The organism is Actinomadura roseirufa, assembly GCF_900659635.1.
In the GTDB taxonomy this organism is placed as follows: Bacteria; Actinomycetota; Actinomycetes; order Streptosporangiales; family Streptosporangiaceae; genus Spirillospora; species Spirillospora roseirufa.
On sequence record NZ_CAACVB010000008.1, the window covers coordinates 26,412 to 51,132 of the forward strand.

Genomic DNA, 24,721 nt, shown 5'->3' on the forward strand with positions numbered 1-24,721 from the left:
GGCGAGCGGGTGGAGGAACCTCGACGATGACTCGGATGGCCGTTGCCCAGATCGGCGCGCAGGCGGCGCGTCCCGCCGCGAACCTCGTGCGCGTCGAGTCCAAGATCCGGCAGGCCGCCGCCGCGGGGGCCGCGCTGGTCGTGTTCCCCGAATGCGCCCTCACCGGCTACATGCTCGGCAGCCGGGAGGAGGCCGAGGCGGCGGCGCTGCGCGCGGACGGCCCGGAGGTCGCGGCGCTCACCGCGCTGTGCGCGGAGCTCGGCGTCCACGCGGTCGCCGGGCTGCTGGAGCGCGACGGCGGGATGCTCTACAACACGGCCCTGCTCATCGGCCCGGACGGCGTCGCCGGACGGCACCGCAAGCGGCACCTGCCGCACCTCGGCGCGGACCGCTTCACCGACGAGCCCGAGCCCGGCGGCCCCTCGGTGTTCGAGACGCCGTTCGGCGCCGTCGGCATCGAGATCTGCTACGAGGTCCGCTTCCCGGAGGTGGCGCGGACCCTCGCGCTCGCCGGAGCGGACGTCATCGCCGTGCCCACCAACTGGCCCGTCCAGTCCCGCAACCTCGCCGAGCAGTTCACGGCGGTCCGGGCGGCGGAGAACCTGGTCTACCTGCTCGCCGCCAACCGTCCCGACCGCGAGGGGGACGCGGACTTCGTCGGGCTCAGCCGCATCGTCGACCCCTCGGGCAGAGTGCTCGTGACGGCGGGCGAGGACGGCGAGGACCTCCTGGTCGCCGACATCGACGTCGAGCGGGCACGCGACAAGAGCATCGTGTTCGAGGAGGACACCTTCGTCGTCCGCCCGTTCGCCGACCGCCGCCCCGAAACGTACGCGTTGTAAATCGCGGAACCGGCTGTATTCACTGCGCGCTCGCGTGACGGCCGGCCACCCTGAGAAAGGGCCTCGAACTGCACGGCAACGGCCCGGGACATCCGTCCCGGGCCGTTGCCGTTTGTGTTGTTCTTTCTGGTCAGGCGGCTTCCCGGGCGCGGCGGTGGTCCCAGGCTCCGTTCGCCACGATCGCCACCAGCAGGACGACGCCGTAGGCGATCTGGAGTACGAACGACGACACCTGCAGGAAGCTCAGCAGGTTCTGGATCAGGAACAGCGAGGCGCCTCCGGCGGCGGCACCGAGCAGGCCACCGCGTCCGCCGGAGAGGCTGACCCCGCCGAGCGCCACGCCCGCGATGGCGACCAGCGTGTAGGACGGCCCCACCGTCGCGTCGGCGCCGCCGAGAACCGCCGCGATGAGCAGCCCGGCGACACCGGTGATGGCGCCGCCGATCACGTAGGCGGTGAAGCGCGTCCACGCGACCGGGACGCCCGCGGTGTAGGCCGCCCGGTCGTTGCTGCCCGAGGCGCGCAGGTTGCGGGCGAAGGCGGTGCGCAGGACCGCCTGCCACGCCACCGCGAACAGCACGAGGACGAGGAGCACGCCGGCGGTGCCCGCCGCGGACCCGCTCGCCAGGTCGGCGAGCGCGGGCGGCACCGCGCCGCCCGGCGTCGGCATCAGCCGGGTGGCCAGGCCCGTGTACACCAGGTACGTCCCGAGCGTCGCGATGATCGGCGGCACCCGCAGGCCCGTCACCAGCGCGCCGTTGACGGCGCCCGCCAGCGCTCCCGCGCCGACCGCGATCGCGACCAGCAGCGGGACGCTCTCGACCCCGCGCGGCACGACGATGCCGCCGATCAGCACGGAGATCAGCCCGGCGGCGGGCCCGACCGACAGGTCGATCCCGCCGCCGCCGGACATGACGACGGGCGCCTCCGCCATCGCCAGCAGGACGAGCGGCAGCGCGCTCGCGGCGGCGAGCTGCCAGCCGCCCTGGGCGAGGAAGCCGGGGTTCACCACGGCCGTCAGCGCGACGAGCCCGGCCGCCAGCACGACGGCGGGCACGAAGTACGGAACGGTGCGCGCCGGGGCGCGGGTGCGCGCCGCCGCCGGTTCCACGGTCGACGCGGTCATCGCGCCGCCTCCTTTCCCTCGTGCCGTCCCGCGTGTCCGTCCGGCTGGCCGAACATCGCGTGCAGGACGGCGTCGTGGCCGAGCCGGTCGCCGCCGAGGACGGCGAACACCGACCGGTCCCGGAAGACCGCCACCCGGTCGCACACCGCCACCAGCTCATCGATCTCGGTCGAGAGCAGGACGATCGCGACCCCCTCGGCGGCGAGCCCGCGCAGCAGCGCGTACATCTCCACCTTGGTGTTCTGGTCGACGCCCCGGGTGGGGTCGTGCATGACCAGGACCTTCGGTTCCAGGGCGAGCCACCGGCCGACCAGGACCTTCTGCTGGTTGCCGCCGCTCAGCCGCTCCACCGGGCCGTCGGGGTCGGCGGCGGTGACCCGCAGCCGGCGGCCGAACTCGGCGGTGATCTCCCGTGCCCGGCGCCGGGAGTACAGCCCGAACCGCGCGATGCGGGGCAGCACCGCCAGGACGAGGTTGTCGACCACGGGCAGGGAGGCGAACAGCCCCTCCGCCTGCCGGTTGCCGGGCACGAAGACGACGCCGTCGCCGACGGCGCGCCGGTAGCCGCGCACGCGCGCCCAGCCGTCGCCGGTCCGCACGCTCACCTCGCCGGTGGGGCTGTCGCGCAGCCCGGCGAGCACCCGCAGGAACTCGCCGCCGCCGTGCCCCTCCAGCCCCGCCACACCGAAGATCTCCCCGTCCCGCACCTCCAGCGCGACGGGCTCGGACCGGGCGGTCACCCGCACGTCCCGGCAGCGCAGCCGCACGTCCCCGGTGGTCGCGCCGGTGTCCCGAGCCTTGCCCGGTGCCGGGTCGGCCGGTCCGGCCGTCCCGGTCCGCGGGCTCATCAGCCGCAGCAGCCGCGCCGTCGTCGCCTCCTTCTTGGCGAGCGTCGCGACGCTCTCGCCGAGCCGCAGGACGGTCGCGCTGTCGCAGAGCAGCTCCAGCTCCTCCATCCGGTGCGAGACGAACAGGACGCTCCGCCCGTCGGATCGCCGCCGGTCGATGAGCTGGAAGAGCCGGTCGCGCGCCTCCAGGTCGAGGGCGGAGGTGGACTCGTCCAGGATGAGCAGCTTCCAGGGGCGCACCAGGGCGCGGGCGATCGTCACGAGCTGCCGGACGGCCAGCGACTGGCCGCGGGCGGGCCGGTCGAGCAGCCGCGGGTCGAGGCCGAGCGCCTCGAACGCCTCCTCGGCGGCGTCCCGCCCGCCGCCGGCGGCGCGGCGCCGGAAGAGGCCGTCGCCGCCGAGCCGCACGTTGTCGCGCACCGACAGCTCGTCGGCGATCAGCGTCTCCTGGAAGACCGTCACGACGCCGTGGTCCTGCGCGGCGCGGGGCGAGTGGAACACGGCCGGCTCGCCCGCGACCGCGAGGTTCCCCCCGGACGGCACGACCACCCCGCTGAGCACCTTCACCAGCGTGCTCTTGCCGGAGCCGTTCTCCCCGATGAGGCCGTGGACCTGACCGGGCATGATGTCGAACGAGCAGTGCCGCAGCGCGACGGTGCTCCCGTAGGAATGCCGCACGTCACAGACCGAGACCAGTGGTTCCGGGCCGGCCGCGCGTTCCTTCGTCGATGGCATGGGCTTCCCTCAGATCCGCTGTGCGATGTGCTTGTCACGGCCGTAGAGCGCGACGAGGACGAGGATCAGCAGCCCCAGCAGCACCTGCTGCATGCTCGCGTCCAGGTCGAACCCGATCAGCAGCATCGTCATCTCGATGGTGACGAGCACGCCGGAGATGGTGCGCGGGTAGCCGCCCCGGCCGCCGAGCAGCGACGTGCCGCCCACCACGACGGCGGTGATGGTGGAGAACAGGTAGGGCGCGCCGATGTCGGCGGACGCGCCGCCGCTGAACCCGCCGAGCAGCACCCCCGCGACCGCCGCGCCGAGCGCGCTGACGGTGTACACCGCGACGCGCGTCCGCATCGGCCTGACCAGCGCGAGCGACGCGGCGGTGCGGTTGGTGCCGAGCGCGTAGACGTGCCGGCCGAGGACGCCGCGCCGCTCGACCAGCACCACGACGGCGGCCAGCACGACCCACAGCACGAGCGCCAGCGGCACCGGGAACGGTCCCGTCCGGCCGCCGGGCGACACCGCCTCGGTGACGAACCCGGGAACCTTCCCGCCGGTGTCGCCGTGCGTCGCCTGGAGCACCGCGCCGGTCGTGATCGCGCCGGTGGCCAGCGTCACGATCAGCGGGTGCAGGCCGAGGACGCTGGAGCCGATGCCGTTGGCGACGCCGATGACGACGGCCAGCACGGCGATCAGCAGGAAGGTCGCGGTGGGGCTCCACCCGGCGGCGTAGCGGGTGGTGAGCAGCACGTCCGCCATGCCCATCACGGCCGGGATCGACAGGTCGATCCCGCCGATCAGGACGGCCCAGGTCTGGCCGATCGCCGCGATGCCCAGGATCGAGGCCAGCAGCAGCAGGGACAGCAGCCCGGTGCGCGAGAACACGCTGGGCAGGGTGGCCAGCAGGACGAGCAGCAGCCCCGCCGGCGCCAGGTGCACGAGGGCGGCGGGGGCGACCAGGCGGCTGCACGCCCGCCTCGCCCACACGGGGCGCTCAGTCGTGGTCGTGAGTGAGGCCATGGGTCACCTCTGTCCGGTCATCGGGTCGAGGGCCGGGGCGGGCGAGCCCCCGGTGAACAGGGCGTCGTAGTAGGCGTCGGCGACGGGCCGCCCGTCGGTGGGCTCGGCCGTCCCGGCGCTGTTGACGGTCATGCCGGGCGCCGCGTACTTGGGGAAGTCCTTCGTGTCCGCCACGGGGATGGGGTAGAGCAGCGTGTTCACCCGCGGCTTCTGGCCCGACAGCATCCGCGTCGCCACGACGAACGCCTCGTACACGCAGCTGCGGGGACCGTGGATGAGGCTGGTCGAGGGCCGGTCACCGGCGTCGCGGGAGAAGGCCAGCCAGGAGTCGGTCAGGTCGTAGGCGGCGATCGGCGGCACGGGCCGGTGCGCCTGCTGGAACGCCTGGCCCATGGGCGTCGCGCAGTTCCCCGAGTCCCAGGCCCCGGCCACCTTGCCCGGGTGGGTCGCGAGGTAGCGCAGCGTCTGCGCCTTGACGGTGGACGGCGTCCAGTCCCCGTTGATCGTGTCGACCCGCAGGCCGGCGGCCTCGAAGGCGCGCCGGGCGGCCGACTCGCGCGTCTCCGCCGCCGTGACCCCGGGGATCCCGCGGCACAGCAGGACCGTGTCGCCGCGCCCGGCCCGCTGCGCGAGCCAGCGCGCGGTCGTCCCGGCGGCGGCGTACTCCCCGATGTCGGACTGGATGACGTTCGTGCACGTGGTCCCGGTCTGCATGACGACGACCAGGGACCCCGCGCGCTGCGCCTTCTGGAACGCCGAACACAGCCCGGTGGACGGCGGCTGCATCACCAGGATCACGTCGCAGTTCCGCTGCACCATGTTGCTGATCTGCGTGGACTGGAGCATCGTGCTGTTGTTGGCGTCCGCCGAGGTCAGCGTGCCTTTGGCCAGCCCCTTGGCCTTGAGCTGGCCGAACAGGCGCTGCGCCTGGTCGAGCCCGGCGACGCGCCACGGGTTGCCCTGGTAGGCGCTGCTGTAGCAGAAGCTCCACGGCGCTTTGCCGGGCTTCCACTTGTCGTAGGGATTGGGGCCCAGGCGGGCGAAGTTCCAGAAACCGTCGTAGTTCGGCCGGACGGAGCCCGGCAACGCGTCAAGGGCCTTCGTGTGCTCGGCCGCGGCCGGTTTGCCGGGCGCCAGCGCCGTGTAGACGGCGCCGGCCCCCGAGCCGGCCGCGTCGCAGGCGCCGAGGAAGGCCGCCATGAGGAGCGCCGACACGGCGAGCGAGAGCCACGGCCGCTTCGAGCGGTCGCCGGGGCTCGTGCTGGTTGAGGTCATGAAGCCGCACCTCCAGAGGGGCGAACGGCGGGTTTTCGGGCTGGCTGGGTCACGGGAGCCCTTCGCGTGCCGGGATCGTCCGACACGGTCGTTTGCCCAGTTCAAGCAGTATTGATATGTAGCATGCGACATGTCAATATGCTGACGGAAGCTCGAGCACGAAAGGAACGACCGATGACCGAACTGACCACCGGCATGGCGGCGGTGAACGGCATACGCATGCACTACACGCGTGCGGGGACCGACGGTCCGCTGCTTGTCCTGCTGCACGGCTGGCCGCAGACGGGGTACATGTGGCGGCACCTGATCGAACCGCTCGCGGAGAAGTACGTCGTGGTGGCGCCGGACCTGCGCGGCTACGGGCACAGCGACAAGCCGCTCTCCGGCTACGACAAGCGGACGATGGCCGAGGACGTCTCCGCGCTCATGCGGCACCTCGGCCACGAGAATGCGTCGGTGATCGGGCATGACCGCGGCGGACGGGTCGCGCACCGCTGGGGCCTCGACCGGCCGGACGAGGTCGAGCAGGTCGTGATCCTCGACATCATCCCGACCCGCGAGGTGCTGGAGCGGCTCGACCGCGACTACGCCGCCCGGCAGTGGCACTGGATGTTCCATCTCCAGGGGGACCTGCCGGAGCTGCTCGCGGGCTCGAACATCGGCGCCTACCTCGGCTACTTCTTCGAGAAGTGGACCTTCAACCGGTCCGTGTTCGACCCCGAGACCGTCGCCCGCTACGTCGCGGCGTTCTCCGCTCCGGGGGCGCTGCGGGCGTCCTTCGACGACTACCGCGAGTCCTGGGGCACCGACGCCGAGCACGACAACGCCGACCACGAGGCCGGGCGCAAGCTGACCATGCCGCTGCAGGTCCTGTGGGGCGCGACCGGCTCCAGCGCGGCGCTGCCGACGGTCGACATCTGGTCCCAGTACGCCGAGAACGTGATCGGCGCGCCGATCCCGGAGTGCGGCCACTTCCTGCCGGAGGAGCGCCCCGACGAGGTGCTCGCCGAGCTGCGGACCTTCCTGACCGCGTTCACGGCCTAGCGCCCGCCCGTCCACGAGCACCAGGAGTAAAGATGGACGACCGGTTCCGCGTCGGAGTCACCCGGGACTTCCTCAACCCGGACGGAGAGATCGGCTGGGGCGACATCGGCCTCGGCGAGCTGGAGGCCCGCCCCGGGGTCGAGTGGGAGTTCATCGCGGCGGACGGCCCGTACCTGCCGCCCGGCTCCCTCGCCGGGTACGACGCGCTGCTGTCACTGACCCCGCGAATCGACGCGGCGTCGCTGCGCGGCGCCGACCGGCTGCGCATCATCTCGCGGTTCGGCGTCGGCTACGACATGCTCGACGTCGAGGCGTGCACCGCGGCGGGCGTCGCGGTGAGCATCACGCCGGACGGCGTGCGGCGGCCGGTCGCGGTCGCCGCGCTGATGATGATGCTCGCCGTGGGCCACCGCGTCCGGCAGAAGGACGCGCTGGTGCGCACCGGCGGCTGGTTCGACCGGCTCGACCACATGGGCTCCGGCGTCACCGGCCGGACGCTCGGCCTCGTCGGCTGGGGCAACATCGGCCGCGAGATCACCCGGCTCACCGCGCCGCTGGAGATGGACCAGTTCGCCTTCGACCCGTACGCCGACAAGGCCGCGGCAGAGGCGGCGGGGGTGCGGCTCGGGGGCCTGGACGAGGTCCTCGCCGCCTCCGACTTCGTGATCGTCTCGTGCGCGCTCACGCCGGAGACGCGCCACCTGCTGAACGCCGGGCGCTTCGCGGTGATGAAGCCGACGGCGTTCCTGGTCAACGTCGCCCGCGGCGGCGTCGTGGACCAGCCGGCGCTCACCGACGCCCTGCTGGACGGGGTGATCGCCGGCGCCGCGCTCGACGTCTTCGAGGAGGAGCCGATCGCGCCGGACGACCGGCTCCTGGCGCTGGAGAACGTCCTGCTGGCACCGCACTCGATCGCGTGGACCGACGAGTTCGCGCGGCGCACCGGCACCGCGGCGATCGAGGCGATCCTCGCGGTGGCGGACGGGCGGGCACCGCGGACGCTCGTCGACCGCAAGGTCCTCGACCACCCCGCCTTCCGCCGGTGAGCGGGCCGGACGCCGCGCGGGAGACCACCGTGCCGGGTGAGGGCGGGGCCCGGCCGCGGCTGCCGCACCGGCCCGGCAAGGTGGTCGGCATCGGGCTGAACTACCGCGCGCACGCGGGCGACCTGGACGCCGCCCTGCCGGTGAACGCGCCGGTCTCGTTCTTCAAGGCCGAGCACACCTGGATCGGGGACGGCGAACCGATCGCGGTACCGGACGGCGTCGGGCGGGTGACCGCCGAGGCCGAGCTGGGCCTGGTGATCGGACGGCCGTGCCGCGAGGTCACCGAGGGGAACGCGCTCGACCATGTCTCCGGCGCGTGCGCGGTCCTCGACCAGACCGCCGAGGAGGAGCTGCTCAAGAATCCCCGGTACCTGTCGTTCACGAAGAACTACGCCACGTTCTTCGCGTTCGGCCCGCGGATCATGCCGATCTCCGACGTGCTCGCGCGCACCGGGGACCTGTCGCGGATCAGCGTCTCGACCGTGCTCAACGGAACGGTCCAGCGACAGGACACCGTCGCGGGGATGCTGATCCCCCCGGCGCGGCTGATCGCCTTCCTCAGCCACGTCATGCCGCTCGAACCGGGGGACGTCATCTCGACGGGCACGCCCGGCGCGGTGCCGATCAAGCCCGGCGACGAGGTCGCGGCCGTCCTGGACGGCATCATGACGCTCCGCAACCCGGTCGTCCGGGGCGGCCGGGGCCGGCCAGCCGAGTAGTTCACCGGGGCGTGGGTTCTCCGGGCGGGGCGGTTCGCCAGGTGGACGCGATTCGCCTGGTGAGACGCCCCGTCCTGTGGGCTCGTCCGAGTCCGGAGGGCGGGGCGGCGGCGGGTCTCAGGCCGGGTCCGCGCCGGGGGCGGGGGGCTCGTCCGAGGCCGGAGCCGTGCCGGACGCGGGGTCGATGCCCGAGGTGAACAGGTCGATCCAGGGCAGCTCGAACGTGCTCTCCGTGCCGTGCATGCCGACCTCCTGGCCGAGGAGCAGCCGGGCGGTACCGGAGATGTGGTCGGCCATGGCCCGCGCGGCGCCGTGGGCGTCCCCGCGCTCGGCGCAGCGGAACACTTTCGAGTGCTCCTCCCAGATCGTCGACAGGTCGCGGGTCGTCCCCGCCGTCCAGACGCCGCGGACCATCTGCACGTCGCGCATCGTGTCGACGATGTTGACCAGGCGGAGGTTCCCGGACGCCTCCAGCAGGACGCGGTGGAAGCGCGCGTCCCGTTCGAGGTGCTCCTTGGCGGTCGGCTCCGGCGACTCGGCGGTCTCCTTCAGGTCGTCCAGCGCGGTGCGGAGCTCGTCCAGCCGGGCCGGTGTCATGAGCCGCACGGCCCGGAAGGTCGCCGGCACCTCCAGCAGCAGCCGCAGCGAGAAGACCTCTTCGAGATCGTGGATCGTGGTGGCGAGGATCACCACGCCGCGGTTGCGCTGGAACTCGACCATGCCCTGGTCGGCCAGCTTCAGCAGCGCCTCGCGCACCGGCGTGCGCGAGACGTTGAGCTTCTCGGCGAGCTGGTACACCGAATGGCGGCTGCCCGGCACGAGCTCGCCCATCACGATGGCGTCGCGGATGGTGCTGTAGACGCGGTCCTTGAGGCTTTCACGATCCGTGGTTATCGGTTCCATCGCCGCGCTTTCCTCGTCGGGGGAGGCAGGACGTCCACACATGCCATGTCACATGTTAGCTCACAGCGCCCGGGACGATTGCATTGACATGTAGCATGCTACATGCCAGACTCCGAGGCATCGGCGCAGGTGAAGGAGATGTCCATGTGCGTTCCGACCATGATCGACGAGATCACCAAGAGCAAGATCGCCGCTTTCAGCGCCCGGTTCCGCGAGGTGACCCAGAGTCCCTTCGGCAAGGACGACGAGATCGGCATGCTCAACCTGATGGACGCCGCCTCCCGGCGCGCCGTGCTGGGCGCGGCCGACCACGGCACCGTCTTCGACCTGTCCGTCGACTACTTCATCGGCATGCCCTCGTGGACGAAGGTGGGCGACCCGGGCTACCAGATCTGGATGACCCACACGCCGCCCGGCAGCGTGATCGACGACGCCATGGGCGTCGGGCGCGAACAGGAGCGGCTCGTCGCCTACTCGGGCGACGCCATCTCCATGTACACGCACTGCGGCACGCACATCGACACGCTCACCCACTTCGGCTACAACGGGCGGATCTTCAACGGGTTCAGCGCCGAGGAGCACCTCGGGAGCCGGCACTGGACGGTGGCGGGCGCCGACAAGCACCCGCCGGTGATCGCCCGGGGGATCATGCTCGACGTGGCGGCGCTCCACGGCGTGGACATGCTGCCCGACGGCTACGGGATCGGGCGCGCCGACCTTGAGGGCTGCCTGCGCAGGCAGGGCATCGAACTGCGCCCGGGGGACGTGGTGCTGGTCCGCACGGGCCGGATGCGGGCCTGGCCCGACCACACCGCCTACGCCGAGCGGACCCCCGGCCTCGCCCTCGACGGCGCGGTCTTCCTCGCCCAGGGCGGCGCGATCCTCATCGGCACCGACTCGCTGAGCGTGGAGCAGGCGCCGTCGGCCGACCCGGAGAACTACAACAACGTCCACACCTACCTTCTCGGCGAGGCGGGCGTGACGATCATGGAGGTCGCCCAGCTGGAGGCCCTCGCGGGCGAGCGCGTGTACGAGTTCGCCTTCGTCGGCGCCTGCCTGCGGCTGCGCGGCGCCACCGGCGCGCCGATGCGCCCGGTCGTCATGCCGCTGCTGAAGTGACCCCCGTTCCCGCGACCGTTGGGTGGCAGACCTTGACAGACGACAGCCTCGCGATCGAGAACGGGTACGCCGCCTACGGCGACCCGGGCTTCAGCCGCTACCTGCGCCGGGCGATCCTCGCCAGCGCCGGATACGACGGCGACGACCTCTCCCGCCCGCTGATCGGGATCACCGACCTCACCTCGGACTTCAACCCGTGCCACGCCCGCATGCCGGAGCTGATCGAGGCGATCAAGCGCGGCGTGCTGGAGGCGGGCGGCGTCCCGTTCGTGTTCCCCACGATGAGCCTGGGCGAGAGCTTCCTCACCCCCACCTCCATGCTCTACCGCAACCTCCTGGCGATGGAGACCGAGGAGCTCGTCCGCGCGCAGCCCATGGACGGCGTCGTCCTGCTCGGCGGCTGCGACAAGACGGTCCCCGCCCAGCTCATGGCCGCCGCCGTGACGAACGTCCCCGCCATCCTGGAGGTCGTCGGCCCGACGATGACCGGCTCCTGGCGCGGGAACCGGCTCGGTGCCTGCACCGACTGCCGCCGGTTCTGGTCGGAGTACCGCGGCGGGACGATCGACGACGGCGAGATCGCGGAGGTCGAGAGCTCGCTGGTCAACACCGCCGGAACCTGCACGGTGATGGGCACCGCCTCGTCCATGGCGGTGCTCGCCGAGACGCTCGGCATGATGCTGCCCGGCGGCGCGAGCGCGCCGTCCCCGACCGGCGCCCGCCTGCGGCACGCCACCGCGACCGGACGGCGCGCGGTGGAGCTGGCCCGCGAGCGCGTCACCCCCGGCCAGATCCTGACCGGCGCGGCCTTCGACAACGCGCTGCGCGTCCTGGCCGCGATCGGCGGGTCCACCAACGCCGTCGTGCACCTGCTCGCCATCGCCCGCCGCGCGGGCGTCGACCTGCGGCTGGACGACTTCGACACCGCCGCCCGCAAGATCCCGCTGCTCGTGGACGTCAAGCCGTCCGGCGAGCTGTACATGGAGGACTTCCATCACGCCGGCGGCGTGCCCGCGCTGCTCGCCGCCCTCGCCTCGGAACTGGACCTCGACCACCTCGGGGTGAGCGGCCGGACCCTCGGTGAGCAGCTCGCCGGCACCGAGCCCGGTACCTGGCAGCGGACGATCCGCACGCTCGACGACCCGGTCGGCCCCACCGGCGCCCTCGCCGCCCTGTACGGTTCCCTCGCCCCCGACGGCGCGGTGATCAAGGCGTCGGCGGCGTCGCCGGAGCTGCTGCGGCACGAGGGCCCCGCCGTCGTGTTCGACTCCCCCGAGGACGCCGCCGCGCGGCTGGACGACCCGTCGCTCGGGCTGACGCGCGACCACGTCCTCGTCCTGCGCAACGCCGGGCCGGTCGCCGCCGGGATGCCGGAGGCGGGCTCGCTGCGCATCCCCCGGCACCTGGCCGAACAGGGCGTCCGCGACATGGTCCGCGTCTCGGACGCGCGCATGAGCGGGACGTCCTACGGCACCGTCGTGCTGCACTGCGCGCCGGAGAGCGCCGCGGGAGGGCCGCTGTCGCTGGTTCGCGACGGCGACATCGTGCGGCTGGACGTCCCCGCGCGGCGCATCGACCTGCTCGTGGACGAGGCAGAACTCGACCGGCGCCGCGCCGCGGCGGCGCCCGCCCCCGTCCGGCCGCCCGAGCGCGGCTGGCGCCGGCTGTACGCCGAGACCGTGACGTCGGCGAGCGACGGCGCGGACCTGGCGTTCCTGGCCGCCGTCCCCCGGACCGCCGCCGTCGCAGACCAAGGAGAAGGATCATGACGCACCTCGCCCCCGGAGTGTGGGGAGTCCTCCCCACCCCGTTCCACGACAGCAACCTCGCCGTGGACCACGCCTCGATCGTCCGGGCCGTGGACCTCTACCGCACGCTCGGCGCGACCGGCGTCGTCGGCCTCGGCGTCTTCGGTGAGGCGGCGCGGCTCGAACGGGACGAGCGGCTCGGCGTCCTGCGGACCGTCGTGGACGCCGCCCGGGGCGAGCTGGGCATCGTCGCGGGCATCACCTACAGCGACACCGCCGCTGCCGCCGCGGAGGCCGAAGCGCTGACCGCCGTGGCGGGCGACCGGCTCACCGCCGTCATGGTCCAGGTCAACAGCCCCGAGCCGGGCGAGCTGGAGCGGCACTTCGCGACCGTCCACGAGGCGTGCGGGCTCGGCGTCGTCGCCCAGGACTACCCGGTCGCGACCGGCGTCGTCGTGGAGCCCGCGGCGCTCGCCAAGGCCGTCGCCGGACGGCCGTGGCTGGCCGCGGTGAAGTGCGAGAGCCCCCCGACCTCCCCGGCGATCGCGCGGCTGGCCGAGCTCGTCGACGCGCCGCTGTTCGGCGGGCTCGGCGGGATCGGCCTGCTGGACGAGCTGATGGCCGGCGCGGCGGGCGCGATGACCGGGTTCTCCCACCCCGAGGTGCTGTTGGCGACGGTCGAGGCGTACCGGACGGGCGGTCACCGCGCCGCCCGGCGGGCCATCGAGCCGTGGCTTCCCCTCATCAATTTCGAAGCGCAGGTCAAGGTCGGCCTTGCGATCCGCAAGGAGAACCTCCGCCGGCGGGGCGTCCTGTCCTCCGGCGCGGTCCGGCCACCGGCGCTCCCACTGCCGTCCGGCCTCGCCTCTCTCGTCGAGGCGCACTGGACGTCCCGACCGGAGGAGGCGGCCTGATGGATCTGGCGATCAAGGGAAAGGTCGCGCTGGTGGCCGGCGCGTCCAGCGGACTCGGCCTGGCGGCGGCGCGCGCGCTCGCCGCCGAAGGCGCCCGGGTGGCGCTGGCGGGCCGGCGGACCGACGTCCTCGACACCGAGGCGTCCGCCCTGGGCGACGCCATCGCCGTCCCGATGGACCTGACCGACGAGGAGAGCATCGTGCGGGGCGCGGCGCGCGTCCGCGCGGCGCTCGGCCCCATCGGCATCCTCGTCCTCAACGGCGGCGGGCCCGCCCCCGGCACCGCCGCCGACCTGGACCCGGGCACCGCCCGCCGGGACGCCGAACTGCTGCTCCACGGGCCGATGCGGCTCGTCCGGACCTGCCTGCCCGACATGTGGGAGGCAGGCTGGGGCCGCGTCGTCGCCATCGGGTCGAGCGCGGTGCAGCAGCCGATCCCGGCGCTGGCGAGCTCCAGCGTGCTGCGCGGCGCGCTCGCGTCCTACCTCAAGCTGCTCGCCGAGGACGTGGCGCCGCGCGGCGTCACCGTGAACATGGTGCTGCCGGGCCGGATCGCCACGCCGCGCGCGGTCCAGCTCGACCAGGCGCGGGCCGAGCGCGAGAACCGCGACGTCGCCGACGTGCGCGCGGCGTCCGAGCGCACGATCCCGCTCGGCCGCTACGGCACGCCCGAGGAGTTCGCGGCGATGGTCGCGTTCCTGTGCGGCGAGCCCGCCTCGTACGTGACGGGCGAGCAGTTCCGCGTCGACGGCGGCCTCGTGCGCGTCCCGTGAGCGGCTGACCCACCGGCGGGCGCGGCACCGATCGAGGGCGGGGCCGTGCCGGGTGCGGTGCCGGGTCAGCCGGGTCGTGTGCCGGCCGCGTCCGGCCAGGGCGGGCCCGGAAGGCCCGGCACCGCGCCGATCTCCCGCTCCACCAGCAGGCTGCACGTCAGCGCGATGTGGCCGTGCATCTCCCGCGCGGCCCCGGCGGCGTCACCGGCCACGACCCGCCGGCAGATCCGCTCGTGGTCGGCGATGACCTCGGCCAGCGGCCGGACCCGGTCCGCGGTGGACGCCCCGCGGACCATCTGCAGGTCGCGCAGCCCGTCCACGTAGTCGGCCAGCCGCAGGTTGCCCGACGCCCGCAGGATCACCCGGTGGAACGCCGCGTCCCGGCGCAGCAGCTCACGCGGGTTAGGCAGCGCCGCCGGCACCGCCTGCAGCGCCTTCAGGGCGTCCCGCATGCGGCGGTGGTCGGTCTCGCGCATCAGCGTCGTCGCCCGGTAGACGGCGCGCGGCTCCAGCAGCAGCCGAAGCTCGTAGATCTCCATCAGGTCGTGCGTGGAGGTCTCCAGGATCCGCATCCCGCGCCGGTGCTCGACCCGCACCATCCCCTGGTCGACGAGCCGCGTCACGGCCTGCGCGACCGGCGTGCGCGACACCTTGAGCTGCGTGGAGAGCTCGTTCATCGAGTACAGCTCGCCGGGGACCAGGTCCCCGGCGACGATGAGGCCGCGCAGCCTCCGGTAGACCTCCTCCTCGAGGGTCGGCGCCGGCGGCGGCAACGGATTGATCTTCACGGCGTCATTCTCCCCCACGTGTCCGCCTCCCGCCGCCGGTCCATACCCGCCGGTTCGTGTTCGCCTGCTGGTTTCTGTCGCTTTTGCGCCCGCCGCTTCTGGGCCTGTCGCTCCTGTGCGGGCTGGTCAGTCCACGACGAACGAGGCGACGGCCGCCTCGTCGAACTCGATGCCGAGCCCCGGCCCGTCCCCGAGGTGGACGGCGCCGTCCGCCGCCCGCAGCCGGGTCTCCGGGGTGAGCAGCCGCTCGAAGTTGTAGATGTCCTTGTCCGCCGCGAAATGCTCGACGGCCAGCGTGTTGGGCGTCGCCGCGGCCAGATGGGCGTGCAGGTTCGCGTGCCAGTGCGGCGCCACCTGAAGCCCGAACGTGCTCGCGGCGTTCGCCACCCGCAGGTACTCGGTCACCCCGCCCAGCACCCCGGCGTCGGGTTGCAGCAGGTCGGCGGCCCGGTGCTCGATCAGCGCGCGGAACTCGTGCCGCGTCTGGTGGATCTCACCCGTCGCCACCGGCGTCTCCAGCACCCGCGCCAGTTCCGCGTGCCCGGCGATGTCGTCCGGCGACAGCGGCTCCTCGAACCACCACAGGCCGGCCTCCCCCGCGGCGCGCTCGAACGCGCGGGCCGCCCGCAGCGCCTCCGCGGCGTCGCGGTAGGCGTTGTTGGCGTCCAGCGCCAGCCGCCCCTCCGCGCCGATCACCTCGGCCGCCGCCCGCACCCGCGCCGCGTCCTCGGCCACCGGCAGCCGGCCGACCTTGATCTTGTGATCGGTGAAGCCCGCCGCGCGGTTCGCCTCGATCTCGCGCGCCACCGCCTGCGCGTACGGGCCGTCGTCGGGCCGGTAGTACCCGCCCGAGGCGTACGCCGGGACGGGCCGCCGCACCGACCCGCCGAGCAGCACCGCCAGCGGAACCCCGCACTCCTTCGCCCGCAGGTCCCACAGCGCGATGTCCACCGCGCTGATCGCCCGCAGCACCGCGCCCCGCCGTCCCGCCAGCAGGGACTCCTGGTACATGAGCTCCCACAGCCCCTGGACGTCCTCCGCCTCCGCGCCCTCCAGCACCGGCCCGGCCAGATCCTTGACGGCCTCGACCAGCAGCGGCCCGCCGCTCGTCCCGGCGTAGGCGTACCCGACCCCGCTCCCGCCGCCCGCCTCCACCTCGACGAGCACGTAGTGCCGCTCCCGCATCGTCCGCGTGGCCATCTGCGTGAGCCGCCCGACCGGCACCGCCACCGCTCTAGCCCGGACCCGCGTGATCTTCATCCGCATCTCCTCACCTCGGTTCCCCATGAGCCTTGCATGTAAGATGCAAGACAGTCAACACCCGTCCCGGCGAACTGACCGGGACGAGACGCGGCCGGCGCGGCACGTCACCGGCGCGAATCGCACTCGCCAAAACGGCGATACACCACAATTAACGGAAAGCGGGCACCGAAGCCGGAAAGAACGAGATCCCGTTCCAAAAAACGATCAATACCCGTCCCGCTAGGCTGAGAAGTCCACGCACACCCCCATTCCGACCCGCTCCATGGGCAAACACGAGAAGCCCACGAGCACGAGGACGGAAAAGGTCGCGACCACCCTTGTCCATGACAGCAGGCCCCAACCGGACGACTACACGCATACGGTCTCCGATTGATGGGCGCACACACCATCCTCATGCTCGCCGAACAGTCAGACGGAGAGGCCGATTCCGTCTCCGATGCCCTATCGCGGAATGGCGCCCGACTCATGTGGCTCGACACGGCTTGGTTTCCGACACGAGCCGACGTCAGCGCCCGCCTGGGGCAGGACGGCTGGCGCGGTGAGGTCCCTTTCGGCTCGCTGGGTGTCGCACCCGGCACGCCTGGCGGATGCCGAGTACCGGCCCCTTCAGATGGCCACGGCCGCACGCTGCGGATTCGCGGTTCCCAAGAGCCTCATCACCAACCACCCCGGCAACGCTCGCTGTGGGCGGCGATCGGGTTCCTGCTGCGACGGGCGGCCTTTCCGGTCGACGCCGTGTTCGGAGAACGGGAGATCCTCGCGCCCGGCCGCGAGCCGCTGGGATATCTGGACCCCGAGCAGGTCGCGGCGGCGGCGCGGACGTTGAACGGCACCTCCTTCGCGGCTCTGACGGACGGTCTCGACGCGGCCGACCTCACCGCCGCCGACATCTATCCGCTGATCTGGGACGAGCCCGACAGCCTGGTCTGGGTGCAGGCGTCCTACGAGCCGCTCCGCCGGTTCTTCCGCGCGGCCGCCCGCGAGCGTGAGGGAATGCTGACCTGGGTGAACTGACCGGCGCCGACGTGGTCCGGTTCGGACGAGGGTCCCCGATGAGTTCCGGTCGCGTCGTGAGTCTGTTTCTGGTGACCGTACGACGGTCTCCGACACGAGACACCACGGAGGACACCATGGCCACCAAGCCGGACGACCCGACCACCGCGCTGCCCGGCCGCCCGCCCGTGGTCGACATGGCCACCTGGGAGGCCGCCCGCGACGAGCTTCTGATCCGCGAGAAGGCCCACACCCGTGAGGGCGACGCCCTCGCCGCCGCCCGCCGCCAACTGCCGATGGTGGAGTTCGACGGGACGGTCGAGGTCGTCGGCCCCGACGGCGCGGTCCCGTTCCTGGACCTGTTCCAAGGCCGCGACGAACTCGTGGTCTACAAGCACATGTGGTACGACGGCGCGCCGCACCAGGGGCAGTGCGAAGGCTGCACCACCGTCGCCTGGCATCTGAAGGACGCGGTCTACCTCAACGCCCGGGGCGTCTCGTTCGCCTTCCTGACCACGGGCCGGTGGGACGAGGTGGCCGCCTACGTCGAGTTCATGGGCTACACCCAGCCCTGGTACTCGGTGCGCGATGTGGCGGCGCCGGTCGGCGAACCCATGGGGCACCTCACCAGCTTCCTGCGCGACGGCGACCGCACGTTCCTCACCTACTCCTCGACGGCCCGCGGCATCGAGGCGGTCAGCGGGTCCTTCGCCGTGCTCGACAGGACGCCCTACGGCCGCGGCGAGGTGTGGGAGGAGAAGCCCGCGGGCTGGCCCGAGGGGGAACGCGCGTGCTGGTCCTGGCGGTCGGACGCGAACGGGCACGCCACCTGGGGCCCGACCAGCCGTCCCGTCCCGCAGTGGACCCGCCCCGGCGCGACCCCCGTGGAGACCCTCGGCCGGAACGGCGACCACCACTGACGCACGAAGACCCCAGGCGGAGCCCGCCCGAAAGGCCAGGCCCGCCTAGAGTTCCGGGTGCGCGTACCGTCCGATTACCGCAACACCGCCAGGTCCGCGGCGCCCTCCAGCACGTCCAGCGCCCGTGCCGCCGGCCCCCGGCGCTGTGCCGCCGCGCGTTCGGCGGCGCCGCCGCCCGCCGCCGCCACCGGCAGCACCGCCCAGCACACCGCCACGCCCGCGGCGCCGCACACCACCGCCGCCACCGCGGGCAGCAGGCAGCGCAGCAGCAGATCCTGGACGGCGTCCGCTCTGCGGCGGCGCGTCTCCCCCGGTTGGACGAGGGGCATGGGCGCCGGTGCTCCTCGTCGGGGAACACCGGCCGTCGTCGCCGTGCTCGCCCGGGGCTCAAGTGCCGCGTTCGGCGCGCCAGCGGTCGATCAGGGCGGGCATCTCGCGGAACATGAAGCCGTAGAAGTCGCGCATCTCCTCCAGCCGGCGGGCGGCCGGGCTGTCCGGTCCCGCGGCGGCGATGCCCTGGTCCGCGGCCTCGAACATGGACTGGACCATGCCGTTCTGCGTCGACATCAAGATGGCCCAGGCGCCCTCGCGGACGCGGTAGTGCTCGCGGCGGCTGCCCGGCGCGGGGGCCCGTTCGATCAGCCCGACGGTGGACAGCATCTTGATCGCGCCCGACACGCTGCCGGAGCTGATGCCCAGCCGGTCGGCCAGATCGGGCGCGGTGACGCTGTCCTCGTCGGCGAACATGAACGCCGCCAGCACCCGAGAGGTCGCCTTCTGCAGCCCGCCCTGGACCAGGACCAGGGCCAGTCGCTCGGCCGCCTCGGTGGTGTCCGCCACCGTCGTCCCCCCATCTCACGACCTTGACAGGATCCTAACAGCTCCAACTCTTCAGAAATCTCTGAAAGTTCCAATATTGTCTTGGGCATGACGACCACGGCGATCGAACTCGATCACCTCACCAAGACCTACGGCGCCCGCCGCGGCCTGGCGGGGCTGTCCATGCAGGTGCGCGCGGGCGAGGTGTTCGGCTACCTGGGGCCCAACGGCGCCGGCAAGTCCACCACCATCCGGCTGCTGCTGGACCTGATCCGTCCCACGTCCGGAACGGCCCGCGTGCTGGGCCTGGACCCGCGCACCGACGCGGTCGCGCTGCACCGCCGCCTCGGCTACCTGGCCGGCGACTTCGTCGTCGACGGCCGCCAGCGCGCCGGGGAGTGCCTGACGTTCCTGGGCAACCTGCGCGGCGGCGTCCCCGCCGCGCGGATCACCGAGCTGGCCGACCGGCTGGAGCTGGACCTGAACGCCCGGATCAAGAGCCTGTCCAAGGGCAACCGGCAGAAGGTCGGCCTGGTCCAGGCGTTCATGCACCGTCCCGAACTGCTGATCCTGGACGAGCCCACCTCCGGCCTGGACCCCCTGGTGCAGCAGACCTTCCTCGACATGGTGACCGAGGCCAAGGACGACGGCAGGACGGTGTTCATGTCCAGCCACATCATGAGCGAGGTCGAGGCGGTCGCCGACCGCGTCGCCATCATCCGCGAGGGCGAGCTGGTCGCCCTGGACACCGTCGCCGACCTGCGCGCCCGCTCGTTCCTGACGGTGCGGATCACCTTCGCCGCCCCGGTGGCCGCCACCGAGTTCGCCGACCTGGACGGCGTCACCGTCCAGGAGACCGAGGGGTCCACGCTGACCTTCCGCGTCGACGGCTCCCCGGACGCGCTGGTCAAGGCCGCGGCCCGGCACACCGTCACCGGCCTGCGCGCCGACACCCAGGACCTCGAAGAGCTCTTCTACGCCTACTACACCGGCGCCGCGGCGACCGCCTGACCTCCGTCATCCGAACCCCGACCTGCGAAACGGCGGACCCATGACCACCACGACGGTTCCCGGCGTCTCCGGCGCCGCCCGCGCCTGCACCGGCTCGATCTTCGCCAAGACCCTGTACGACAACCGGCGCGTCTTCACCGCCTGGGCCCTCGCCACGGGCGTCCTGGCGATGATGTACGGCGCGTTCTACCCGCAGACCTCGAAGGATTCCCTGTCCTCGGTGCCGAAGGCCATGGAGGGCTTCGGGCTCAACGACTCCTCCAGCGCCGCCGGATACCTTCAGGGCCCGGTGTTCGGCCTGCTCATCCCGCTCCTGGCGACCTTCTACGGCGCCGCCACCGGAGCCCGCATGATCTCCGCCGACGAGGAGTCCGGCTACCTGGACCTGCTGCTGGCCCATCCCCTCGGCCGCACCCGCCTGCTGCTGCACCGCTTCGCCGCCCTGGCCACCGGCGCGGTCGTCATCGCCGCCGCCGTGCTGGCCGGGATGCTGCTCATCCGCTCCAGCGCCAAGCTCGACACCATCAGCATCGGCCACTTCACCGCCCAGGCGACCCACCTGGCGTTGCTGACCATCCTGTTCGGCGCGCTGGCCACCGGCCTCGGCGCCGCGACCGGCAAGGGCCGTCCAGCCGTCTTCGGCGTCACCGCCGGTATCGGCGTCGCGGGCTACGCCCTGTACGGCTTCGCCCCCCAGATCGGCGCCGACTGGCTCGGCCACCTGACCCCGTACCACTACTACATCGCCGGTGAACCGCTCAAGAACGGCTTCCGGCTCGCCGACATCGCCGTCCTGATCGCCATCACGGCCGCCCTGATCACCGCCGGAGCCTGGCGTCTCAACCACCGCGACCTGGCCCGCTGACCCAACCCGGGGCCCGTCTTGATGCAACCAACCGGTTGCCATACTATGGCAACCGATTGGTTGCCATGAATTGGAGGCTGCGATGACGTTCCCCGACCGGATCGAGCGGAGCGTGAAGCTCACGAGCCCGCCTGAGCGGGTGTGGGCCGCGCTCACCACGTCCGAGGGCCTGTCGTCCTGGCTCGGGGAAGGGGCGACGATCGACCTGCGACCCGGCGGAGCCGCCCGGCTGACGGTCAGGAGCGGGCTCACCGTCGACATGCGGGTCGAACGGGTCGAGGAACCGTCGGTGTTCGGGTTCACCTGGCGGCTCCCCGATCTCGCCGACGATGATCCGCGCCGTACCTACGTCGAGTTCACCCTCGAAGCGGCCGGCTCCGGCACACGCCTGCGGGTCGTCGAGACCGGCTTCGCGCAACTGCCCGACGGCTTCCGGCACAAGATCTACGAAAGCCACGTCGAGGGATGGACGAGCAAACTCGACGCACTGGCCGGCCACTGTGCCACCGCCTGACATCGAGGCGATCGCGGAGCAGGTCTTTCAAGCCCTGGCCGACCCCACCCGGCGAGCGATCCTGGCGAGGCTGGCGGCACAGGGCCCGGCCACCGCCACCGATCTGGCCGATGGCCTCCCGATCACGCGCCAGGCGATCGCCAAACACCTCGTCCTGCTGGCCGACGCGGGTCTGGTCACCCCCGAACCCGGCGAGCGGCGGCGCGTGCGTTACCGGCTCCATTCCGCGCCCGTGCGGCTCGCGCAGCAATTCCTGGCGGCGCTGGCCCACGACTGGGACGACCGTCTCCAGGCGCTGAGCGACCACCTCGACAAGCCTGCCCCTGTGCAGCGCCACGACAACCTGAAAGGACCCGGCCATGACGAGCACCGCGGACTACCAGACGACCCTGCGGGTGAAAGCCACTCCTGACGCCCTCTTCGAGGCGCTCACCACCACCACGGGGCTCGCGGCCTGGTGGAACCCGGCGACCGGGTCCGGCGCGACCGGCGGCGAGCTCCAGTTCCTCATGAACACCCCCGAACCACTCGTGATCCACGTCGAGGAGGCGGCCCGGCCCACGTCGGTGCGCTGGACCGTCGTCGACTGCCCCTTCCTGCCCGACTGGATCGGCACCAGGCCCACGTTCACCATCACCCGGGTCGACGGCGACACATCCGAGCTCGTCTTCCGCCACCAGGGCCTGAGCGAGGGCCTGGAGTGCTTCGGCATGTGCACCCGCAGCTGGCAGCACTACATGACGAGTCTGCGCGACTACCTGGAGGCCGGCGAAGGCAGCCCGTTCGGCAGCCCCGGGGACAATGCCCGCCGACAAGCCCAGGCAGCCAGCACGCCCAACCATTAGGAGCCCCTCGCCGGTCAGGCCGCGCAACTCCCGCCCCACCGAAAGCCTCCGCGCGCGCTCCGGGACTCAGGAGGGTGCAGGGCCTATGCCTGACGATAACGGTGAGCTTGGTGGCCTGATCGCGGATGGTCACAAAATCGACTAGCCGAGCGACTTTGCCTCTCGGCCGAGCGCGCCACGATCACGCGTCATGACGTCTCTCGGTGGGAACGCGGCATCCGCACCCCCGGTACGTTCTGGCTCACACACCTCGCGGACGTGCTCGACACACCGGTAGAAGTTTTGGAGGCCGCACGAGTGAAGCGACGCCGATTCCTTACCGCGAGCGCCATTGCAGGCGGGGCGACCCTCATGGGCGGGCAATCCGATGCCCCCGAGGAGGAGCTGTTCAGCTCCATCGCGGGTGGAGACATGATGCCCTTAAGCCGTGTGCAGACCTCGCACCGGATCGACCTGACGATCTCTGCCCTGACCGAAAAAGACCGGCCGAGCCTGCTACGCCTCGCCCGATGGGCCCAGGATGCCGACACGGCGGTAGCTCGCGTGAACGCGACCGGGATCATCGCCAAGACTCACACCGATCTCGTCGAGCGAGTGCCCGTCATCCTCGCTCATGACCGGGAGGCGCGAGAGTTGTACGTCTCGGCAGTGCTCGCGCGAGTCGGGGATGACACCGATGCCCTCGCTTCGGAAGTCTGCAACCCGCGCGACGCCGGCGCCCGCTGGTGCGCAGCGCGCATGCTAGCCCAGCGCGGTGGACGCCGGGCCGACGCTGCGATGCTGCGTGCCCTGCGCGTCGAGCCGGTACGAGAGAACGTGCGCGCCTATGCCCTGCTGCTGAATGGAGATGATCCATGCACATGATCGAGATCGCGGGCGGGCCGCTCGTGGAAGCTCTTACGGCGAAGGTGGCCGAGTTGGGCATCACGTCTGGGGCGATCGTGTCACTGATCGGTGCCGTCGACGAGTTCACGATCTCGACCATGCCAGAGGATGACGCGTCCAAAGACATCGTCAGCACCTACGCTATTCCCGCCGAAATGCACGGAACAGGCGAAATTGTGAACGGCGTGCCGCACATTCACGCCACGTTCGCGGTAGCGGGAGATCGCGGACTGGCGGGTCATCTCCACGAGGTGATAGTGGGACACTGGTTCGCCCGGATTTATGTGATTCCTTCCTAATTTCCTGGCCTCGCGCGGGTCTTGGCTCACAGTTTGGCCCCTCCGATAAGAGGTGCCGGCTGCGCATCATGTGACGCATGACGCACACGCAGCCATTGGACGCCAAGAGGTGCCAGGGCGTGCCCTCGAAGGGCGGGCGGTCATGACGACGACGGCCCAGAGCACCGGCGCCCAGCCGGAGCCCGAGCACCCGGACGCCTACGCGCGGCTTGGGGCGTTGATGTCCCGGCTCCACGCCTACGGGCTGGAGACCGTCCTCCAGCGGCGCAAGCTGATCGTGTTCAACCCGAAGGCGCCGGGATGCTGCCCGGACGTGCCGCGTCCGGCGGACACGATCACGTGCAAGGCGCGTCAGGACGACGACGGGCGGGCCTGGTTCTTCACGTCCTGAGGCAAGCCCATCGCCCAGGCGAACCACATCGTGGACGCGGCCTTGATCGTGGCCACCACCCTCGGCGCGCCGACGGAACGGACCCGACCACGGGACACAAACCGGCACGACCGCCGACAAGGCCGCCGAGAACATCGGACGAATGCTCCGCCTACCGCCCACCTGAACACCACACGAACCGCCCAGACCGGCGCGGTGGTGCGGGTTGACGCCGCCCCCGAGGTCCCCGCACCGCCGCGCCTTCCGAGCAGGGGATGAGAGGACGCGCGCGACCTGTCCGCCCCGGCCCGCTCGCCGTGGAGCGGGCGACGCCGGGAATAGTGACGTGGCTGCCTCACTGCGCAGGTGGGTGCGGATGGCGCGGGAACTGTAGGCCGTGTCGGCGATGATGTGGCCGGGCCGGGTGCGGGGGCGTCCCGGTCCCCGGCCCGGGCACGTGGAGTGTGCTGGTCAGCCCGCAGCGGAACCGCGGCCGAGCGGTTGCCGGTTTGTCCCCGCACTAAAACCGACAAATTCAACCTCAGCAAGGGTAATGCAGACCTTCTCCGGGGGCTACTTCTGGCGGTCAGTGTCGGTGTTGAAGACGATGGTGCCGCCCTTAGGGATGCACGAGACGGGGATTTTCTTCGGGATTTTCTCGGCGGCCCCGGCTCCTCCGGTGCTGAACTTCTCGCCTTCGAACAGGTCACCGAAGCCGTGGATGTTCACACCGCGCTTGTCGCCCTTGAGGACGGGCTTGGTGCCCTTGGGCCACACGGGTGCCTTGCGCTCTCCGGATTCGAACTCGAAGTGCAGGCAGCGGCTGGCGGGATCGTAGACGAGTTTCCCCACGTACATGACCCTGGGCCAGTTGTCTCCGTAACCATGGTGAACCAGGATACGCGGATCGTGCCCGGTGAAGTCGATGCCCTTTCCGCTTCCTCCGCATGCGGCGGCCGCCAGGACCAGTGTGACGGCGACGGCCGTCGCCCACGGGGTCTTCATATCGGACTCCTGCACGGTAAGTCCCGAGGGCCGTCACATGG

General features: G+C 72.0%; 28 protein-coding genes. 18 read left to right on the plus strand and 10 right to left on the minus strand.

Annotation, left to right across the window (positions count from 1 at the left end):
- The first annotated feature begins 35 nt into the window (after positions 1-35).
- Positions 36-842, plus strand: a complete 807-nt coding sequence (locus tag E1291_RS03290) for a carbon-nitrogen hydrolase family protein (RefSeq protein ID WP_165494937.1) — start codon at positions 36-38, stop codon at positions 840-842.
- Between the two features lie 130 nt (positions 843-972).
- Here the strand turns inward: E1291_RS03290 and E1291_RS03295 are convergent, their stop codons facing one another.
- The 4 genes from E1291_RS03295 to E1291_RS03310 are packed head-to-tail and all read right to left on the minus strand — an operon-like array spanning position 973 to position 5,837.
- Positions 973-1,968 carry an ABC transporter permease gene (locus E1291_RS03295; protein WP_131736029.1) on the minus strand — a complete coding sequence of 332 codons (996 nt, stop codon included), beginning with the start codon at positions 1,966-1,968 and terminating at the stop codon, positions 973-975.
- Positions 1,965-3,551, minus strand: a complete 1,587-nt coding sequence (locus tag E1291_RS03300; protein ID WP_131736030.1) for a sugar ABC transporter ATP-binding protein — start codon at positions 3,549-3,551, stop codon at positions 1,965-1,967. The genes E1291_RS03295 and E1291_RS03300 overlap by 4 nt, the downstream gene beginning before the upstream one ends.
- A 9-nt stretch (positions 3,552-3,560) precedes the next feature.
- On the minus strand, positions 3,561-4,562 hold the full coding sequence (locus E1291_RS03305) for an ABC transporter permease (RefSeq protein ID WP_131736031.1): 1,002 nt from the start codon (positions 4,560-4,562) through the stop codon (positions 3,561-3,563).
- Between the two features lie 3 nt (positions 4,563-4,565).
- Positions 4,566-5,837, minus strand: a complete 1,272-nt coding sequence (locus E1291_RS03310) for a substrate-binding domain-containing protein (RefSeq protein ID WP_165494938.1) — start codon at positions 5,835-5,837, stop codon at positions 4,566-4,568.
- Between the two features lie 174 nt (positions 5,838-6,011).
- Here E1291_RS03310 and E1291_RS03315 point away from each other — a divergent pair, with 174 nt between their 5' ends.
- Genes E1291_RS03315 through E1291_RS03325 form a run of 3 tightly spaced genes read left to right on the plus strand, consistent with a single transcriptional unit; the run spans position 6,012 to position 8,646 of the window.
- Positions 6,012-6,881 (plus strand): alpha/beta fold hydrolase, encoded by an 870-nt coding sequence (locus E1291_RS03315; RefSeq protein ID WP_207400524.1) that lies wholly within the window; start codon positions 6,012-6,014, stop codon positions 6,879-6,881.
- A 32-nt stretch (positions 6,882-6,913) separates the two neighbouring features.
- Positions 6,914-7,927, plus strand: coding sequence for an NAD(P)-dependent oxidoreductase (locus E1291_RS03320; protein ID WP_131736033.1), 1,014 nt, complete (start codon positions 6,914-6,916; stop codon positions 7,925-7,927).
- Positions 7,924-8,646 carry a fumarylacetoacetate hydrolase family protein gene (locus E1291_RS03325; RefSeq protein WP_131736034.1) on the plus strand — a complete coding sequence of 241 codons (723 nt, stop codon included), beginning with the start codon at positions 7,924-7,926 and terminating at the stop codon, positions 8,644-8,646. The genes E1291_RS03320 and E1291_RS03325 overlap by 4 nt, the downstream gene beginning before the upstream one ends.
- A gap of 117 nt (positions 8,647-8,763) precedes the next feature.
- Here E1291_RS03325 and E1291_RS03330 read toward each other — a convergent pair whose 3' ends face one another.
- Positions 8,764-9,549, minus strand: a complete 786-nt coding sequence (locus E1291_RS03330) for a GntR family transcriptional regulator (RefSeq protein ID WP_165494939.1) — start codon at positions 9,547-9,549, stop codon at positions 8,764-8,766.
- Positions 9,550-9,693: 144 nt separating this feature from the next.
- On the opposite strand from E1291_RS03330, the gene E1291_RS03335 reads away from it, so the two are divergent.
- Genes E1291_RS03335 through E1291_RS03350 form a run of 4 tightly spaced genes read left to right on the plus strand, consistent with a single transcriptional unit; the run spans position 9,694 to position 14,103 of the window.
- Positions 9,694-10,668, plus strand: coding sequence for a cyclase family protein (locus tag E1291_RS03335; protein ID WP_131736036.1), 975 nt, complete (start codon positions 9,694-9,696; stop codon positions 10,666-10,668).
- Positions 10,669-10,700: 32 nt separating this feature from the next.
- Positions 10,701-12,437, plus strand: coding sequence for a dihydroxy-acid dehydratase (locus E1291_RS03340; protein ID WP_131736037.1), 1,737 nt, complete (start codon positions 10,701-10,703; stop codon positions 12,435-12,437).
- Positions 12,434-13,330 carry a dihydrodipicolinate synthase family protein gene (locus E1291_RS03345; RefSeq protein ID WP_131736038.1) on the plus strand — a complete coding sequence of 299 codons (897 nt, stop codon included), beginning with the start codon at positions 12,434-12,436 and terminating at the stop codon, positions 13,328-13,330. The genes E1291_RS03340 and E1291_RS03345 overlap by 4 nt, the downstream gene beginning before the upstream one ends.
- A complete protein-coding gene (locus tag E1291_RS03350; protein WP_131736039.1) occupies positions 13,330-14,103 on the plus strand; it encodes an SDR family oxidoreductase in 774 nt (257 codons plus the stop codon). Before E1291_RS03345 ends, E1291_RS03350 begins: the two co-directional genes overlap by 1 nt.
- Positions 14,104-14,168: 65 nt before the next feature.
- Here E1291_RS03350 and E1291_RS03355 read toward each other — a convergent pair whose 3' ends face one another.
- Together E1291_RS03355 and E1291_RS03360 are read right to left on the minus strand one after the other, a co-directional pair.
- Positions 14,169-14,891, minus strand: coding sequence for a GntR family transcriptional regulator (locus E1291_RS03355; protein WP_165494940.1), 723 nt, complete (start codon positions 14,889-14,891; stop codon positions 14,169-14,171).
- A 126-nt stretch (positions 14,892-15,017) separates the two neighbouring features.
- Complete coding sequence (locus tag E1291_RS03360; protein WP_131736041.1) at positions 15,018-16,151, minus strand: mandelate racemase/muconate lactonizing enzyme family protein; 1,134 nt, start codon at positions 16,149-16,151, stop codon at positions 15,018-15,020.
- A 468-nt stretch (positions 16,152-16,619) separates the two neighbouring features.
- On the opposite strand from E1291_RS03360, the gene E1291_RS44485 reads away from it, so the two are divergent.
- Together E1291_RS44485 and E1291_RS03370 are read left to right on the plus strand one after the other, a co-directional pair.
- Positions 16,620-17,168, plus strand: a complete 549-nt coding sequence (locus E1291_RS44485; protein WP_278045223.1) for a DUF1877 family protein — start codon at positions 16,620-16,622, stop codon at positions 17,166-17,168.
- A 116-nt stretch (positions 17,169-17,284) separates the two neighbouring features.
- A complete protein-coding gene (locus E1291_RS03370) occupies positions 17,285-18,067 on the plus strand; it encodes a DUF899 family protein (protein ID WP_131736043.1) in 783 nt (260 codons plus the stop codon).
- A 74-nt stretch (positions 18,068-18,141) separates the two neighbouring features.
- Here E1291_RS03370 and E1291_RS03375 read toward each other — a convergent pair whose 3' ends face one another.
- Positions 18,142-18,396 carry a hypothetical protein gene (locus E1291_RS03375; RefSeq protein WP_131736044.1) on the minus strand — a complete coding sequence of 85 codons (255 nt, stop codon included), beginning with the start codon at positions 18,394-18,396 and terminating at the stop codon, positions 18,142-18,144.
- 58 nt (positions 18,397-18,454) lie between these two features.
- Positions 18,455-18,907, minus strand: a complete 453-nt coding sequence (locus E1291_RS03380; RefSeq protein ID WP_131736045.1) for a GbsR/MarR family transcriptional regulator — start codon at positions 18,905-18,907, stop codon at positions 18,455-18,457.
- Positions 18,908-18,994: 87 nt separating this feature from the next.
- Between E1291_RS03380 and E1291_RS03385 the strand changes: the two genes are divergently transcribed.
- The 8 genes from E1291_RS03385 to E1291_RS03420 all read left to right on the plus strand — a co-directional run bounded on the left by E1291_RS03385 (position 18,995) and on the right by E1291_RS03420 (position 23,696).
- A complete protein-coding gene (locus E1291_RS03385) occupies positions 18,995-19,897 on the plus strand; it encodes an ABC transporter ATP-binding protein (RefSeq protein ID WP_131736046.1) in 903 nt (300 codons plus the stop codon).
- Positions 19,898-19,937: 40 nt separating this feature from the next.
- Positions 19,938-20,762, plus strand: coding sequence for an efflux permease Rv1217c-related protein (locus E1291_RS03390; protein ID WP_131736047.1), 825 nt, complete (start codon positions 19,938-19,940; stop codon positions 20,760-20,762).
- Positions 20,763-20,844: 82 nt separating this feature from the next.
- A complete protein-coding gene (locus E1291_RS43065; RefSeq protein ID WP_131736048.1) occupies positions 20,845-21,276 on the plus strand; it encodes an SRPBCC domain-containing protein in 432 nt (143 codons plus the stop codon).
- Positions 21,263-21,688: an ArsR/SmtB family transcription factor gene (locus tag E1291_RS03400; protein WP_242613918.1), complete on the plus strand. Its 426-nt coding sequence runs from the start codon at positions 21,263-21,265 to the stop codon at positions 21,686-21,688. The genes E1291_RS43065 and E1291_RS03400 overlap by 14 nt, the downstream gene beginning before the upstream one ends.
- Positions 21,636-22,121 (plus strand): SRPBCC family protein, encoded by a 486-nt coding sequence (locus E1291_RS03405; RefSeq protein ID WP_131736050.1) that lies wholly within the window; start codon positions 21,636-21,638, stop codon positions 22,119-22,121. The genes E1291_RS03400 and E1291_RS03405 overlap by 53 nt, the downstream gene beginning before the upstream one ends.
- Before the next feature lie 258 nt (positions 22,122-22,379).
- Positions 22,380-22,985, plus strand: a complete 606-nt coding sequence (locus E1291_RS03410; protein ID WP_131736051.1) for a twin-arginine translocation signal domain-containing protein — start codon at positions 22,380-22,382, stop codon at positions 22,983-22,985.
- Entirely contained in the window at positions 22,976-23,305 is a 330-nt protein-coding gene (locus tag E1291_RS03415; protein WP_165494941.1) for a PCC domain-containing protein, read from the plus strand. Before E1291_RS03410 ends, E1291_RS03415 begins: the two co-directional genes overlap by 10 nt.
- A gap of 142 nt (positions 23,306-23,447) precedes the next feature.
- Positions 23,448-23,696 (plus strand): hypothetical protein, encoded by a 249-nt coding sequence (locus E1291_RS03420; RefSeq protein ID WP_131736052.1) that lies wholly within the window; start codon positions 23,448-23,450, stop codon positions 23,694-23,696.
- Positions 23,697-24,248: 552 nt separating this feature from the next.
- Here E1291_RS03420 and E1291_RS03430 read toward each other — a convergent pair.
- Complete coding sequence (locus tag E1291_RS03430) at positions 24,249-24,680, minus strand: hypothetical protein (RefSeq protein WP_131736053.1); 432 nt, start codon at positions 24,678-24,680, stop codon at positions 24,249-24,251.
- Between the last annotated feature and the right edge of the window lie 41 nt (positions 24,681-24,721).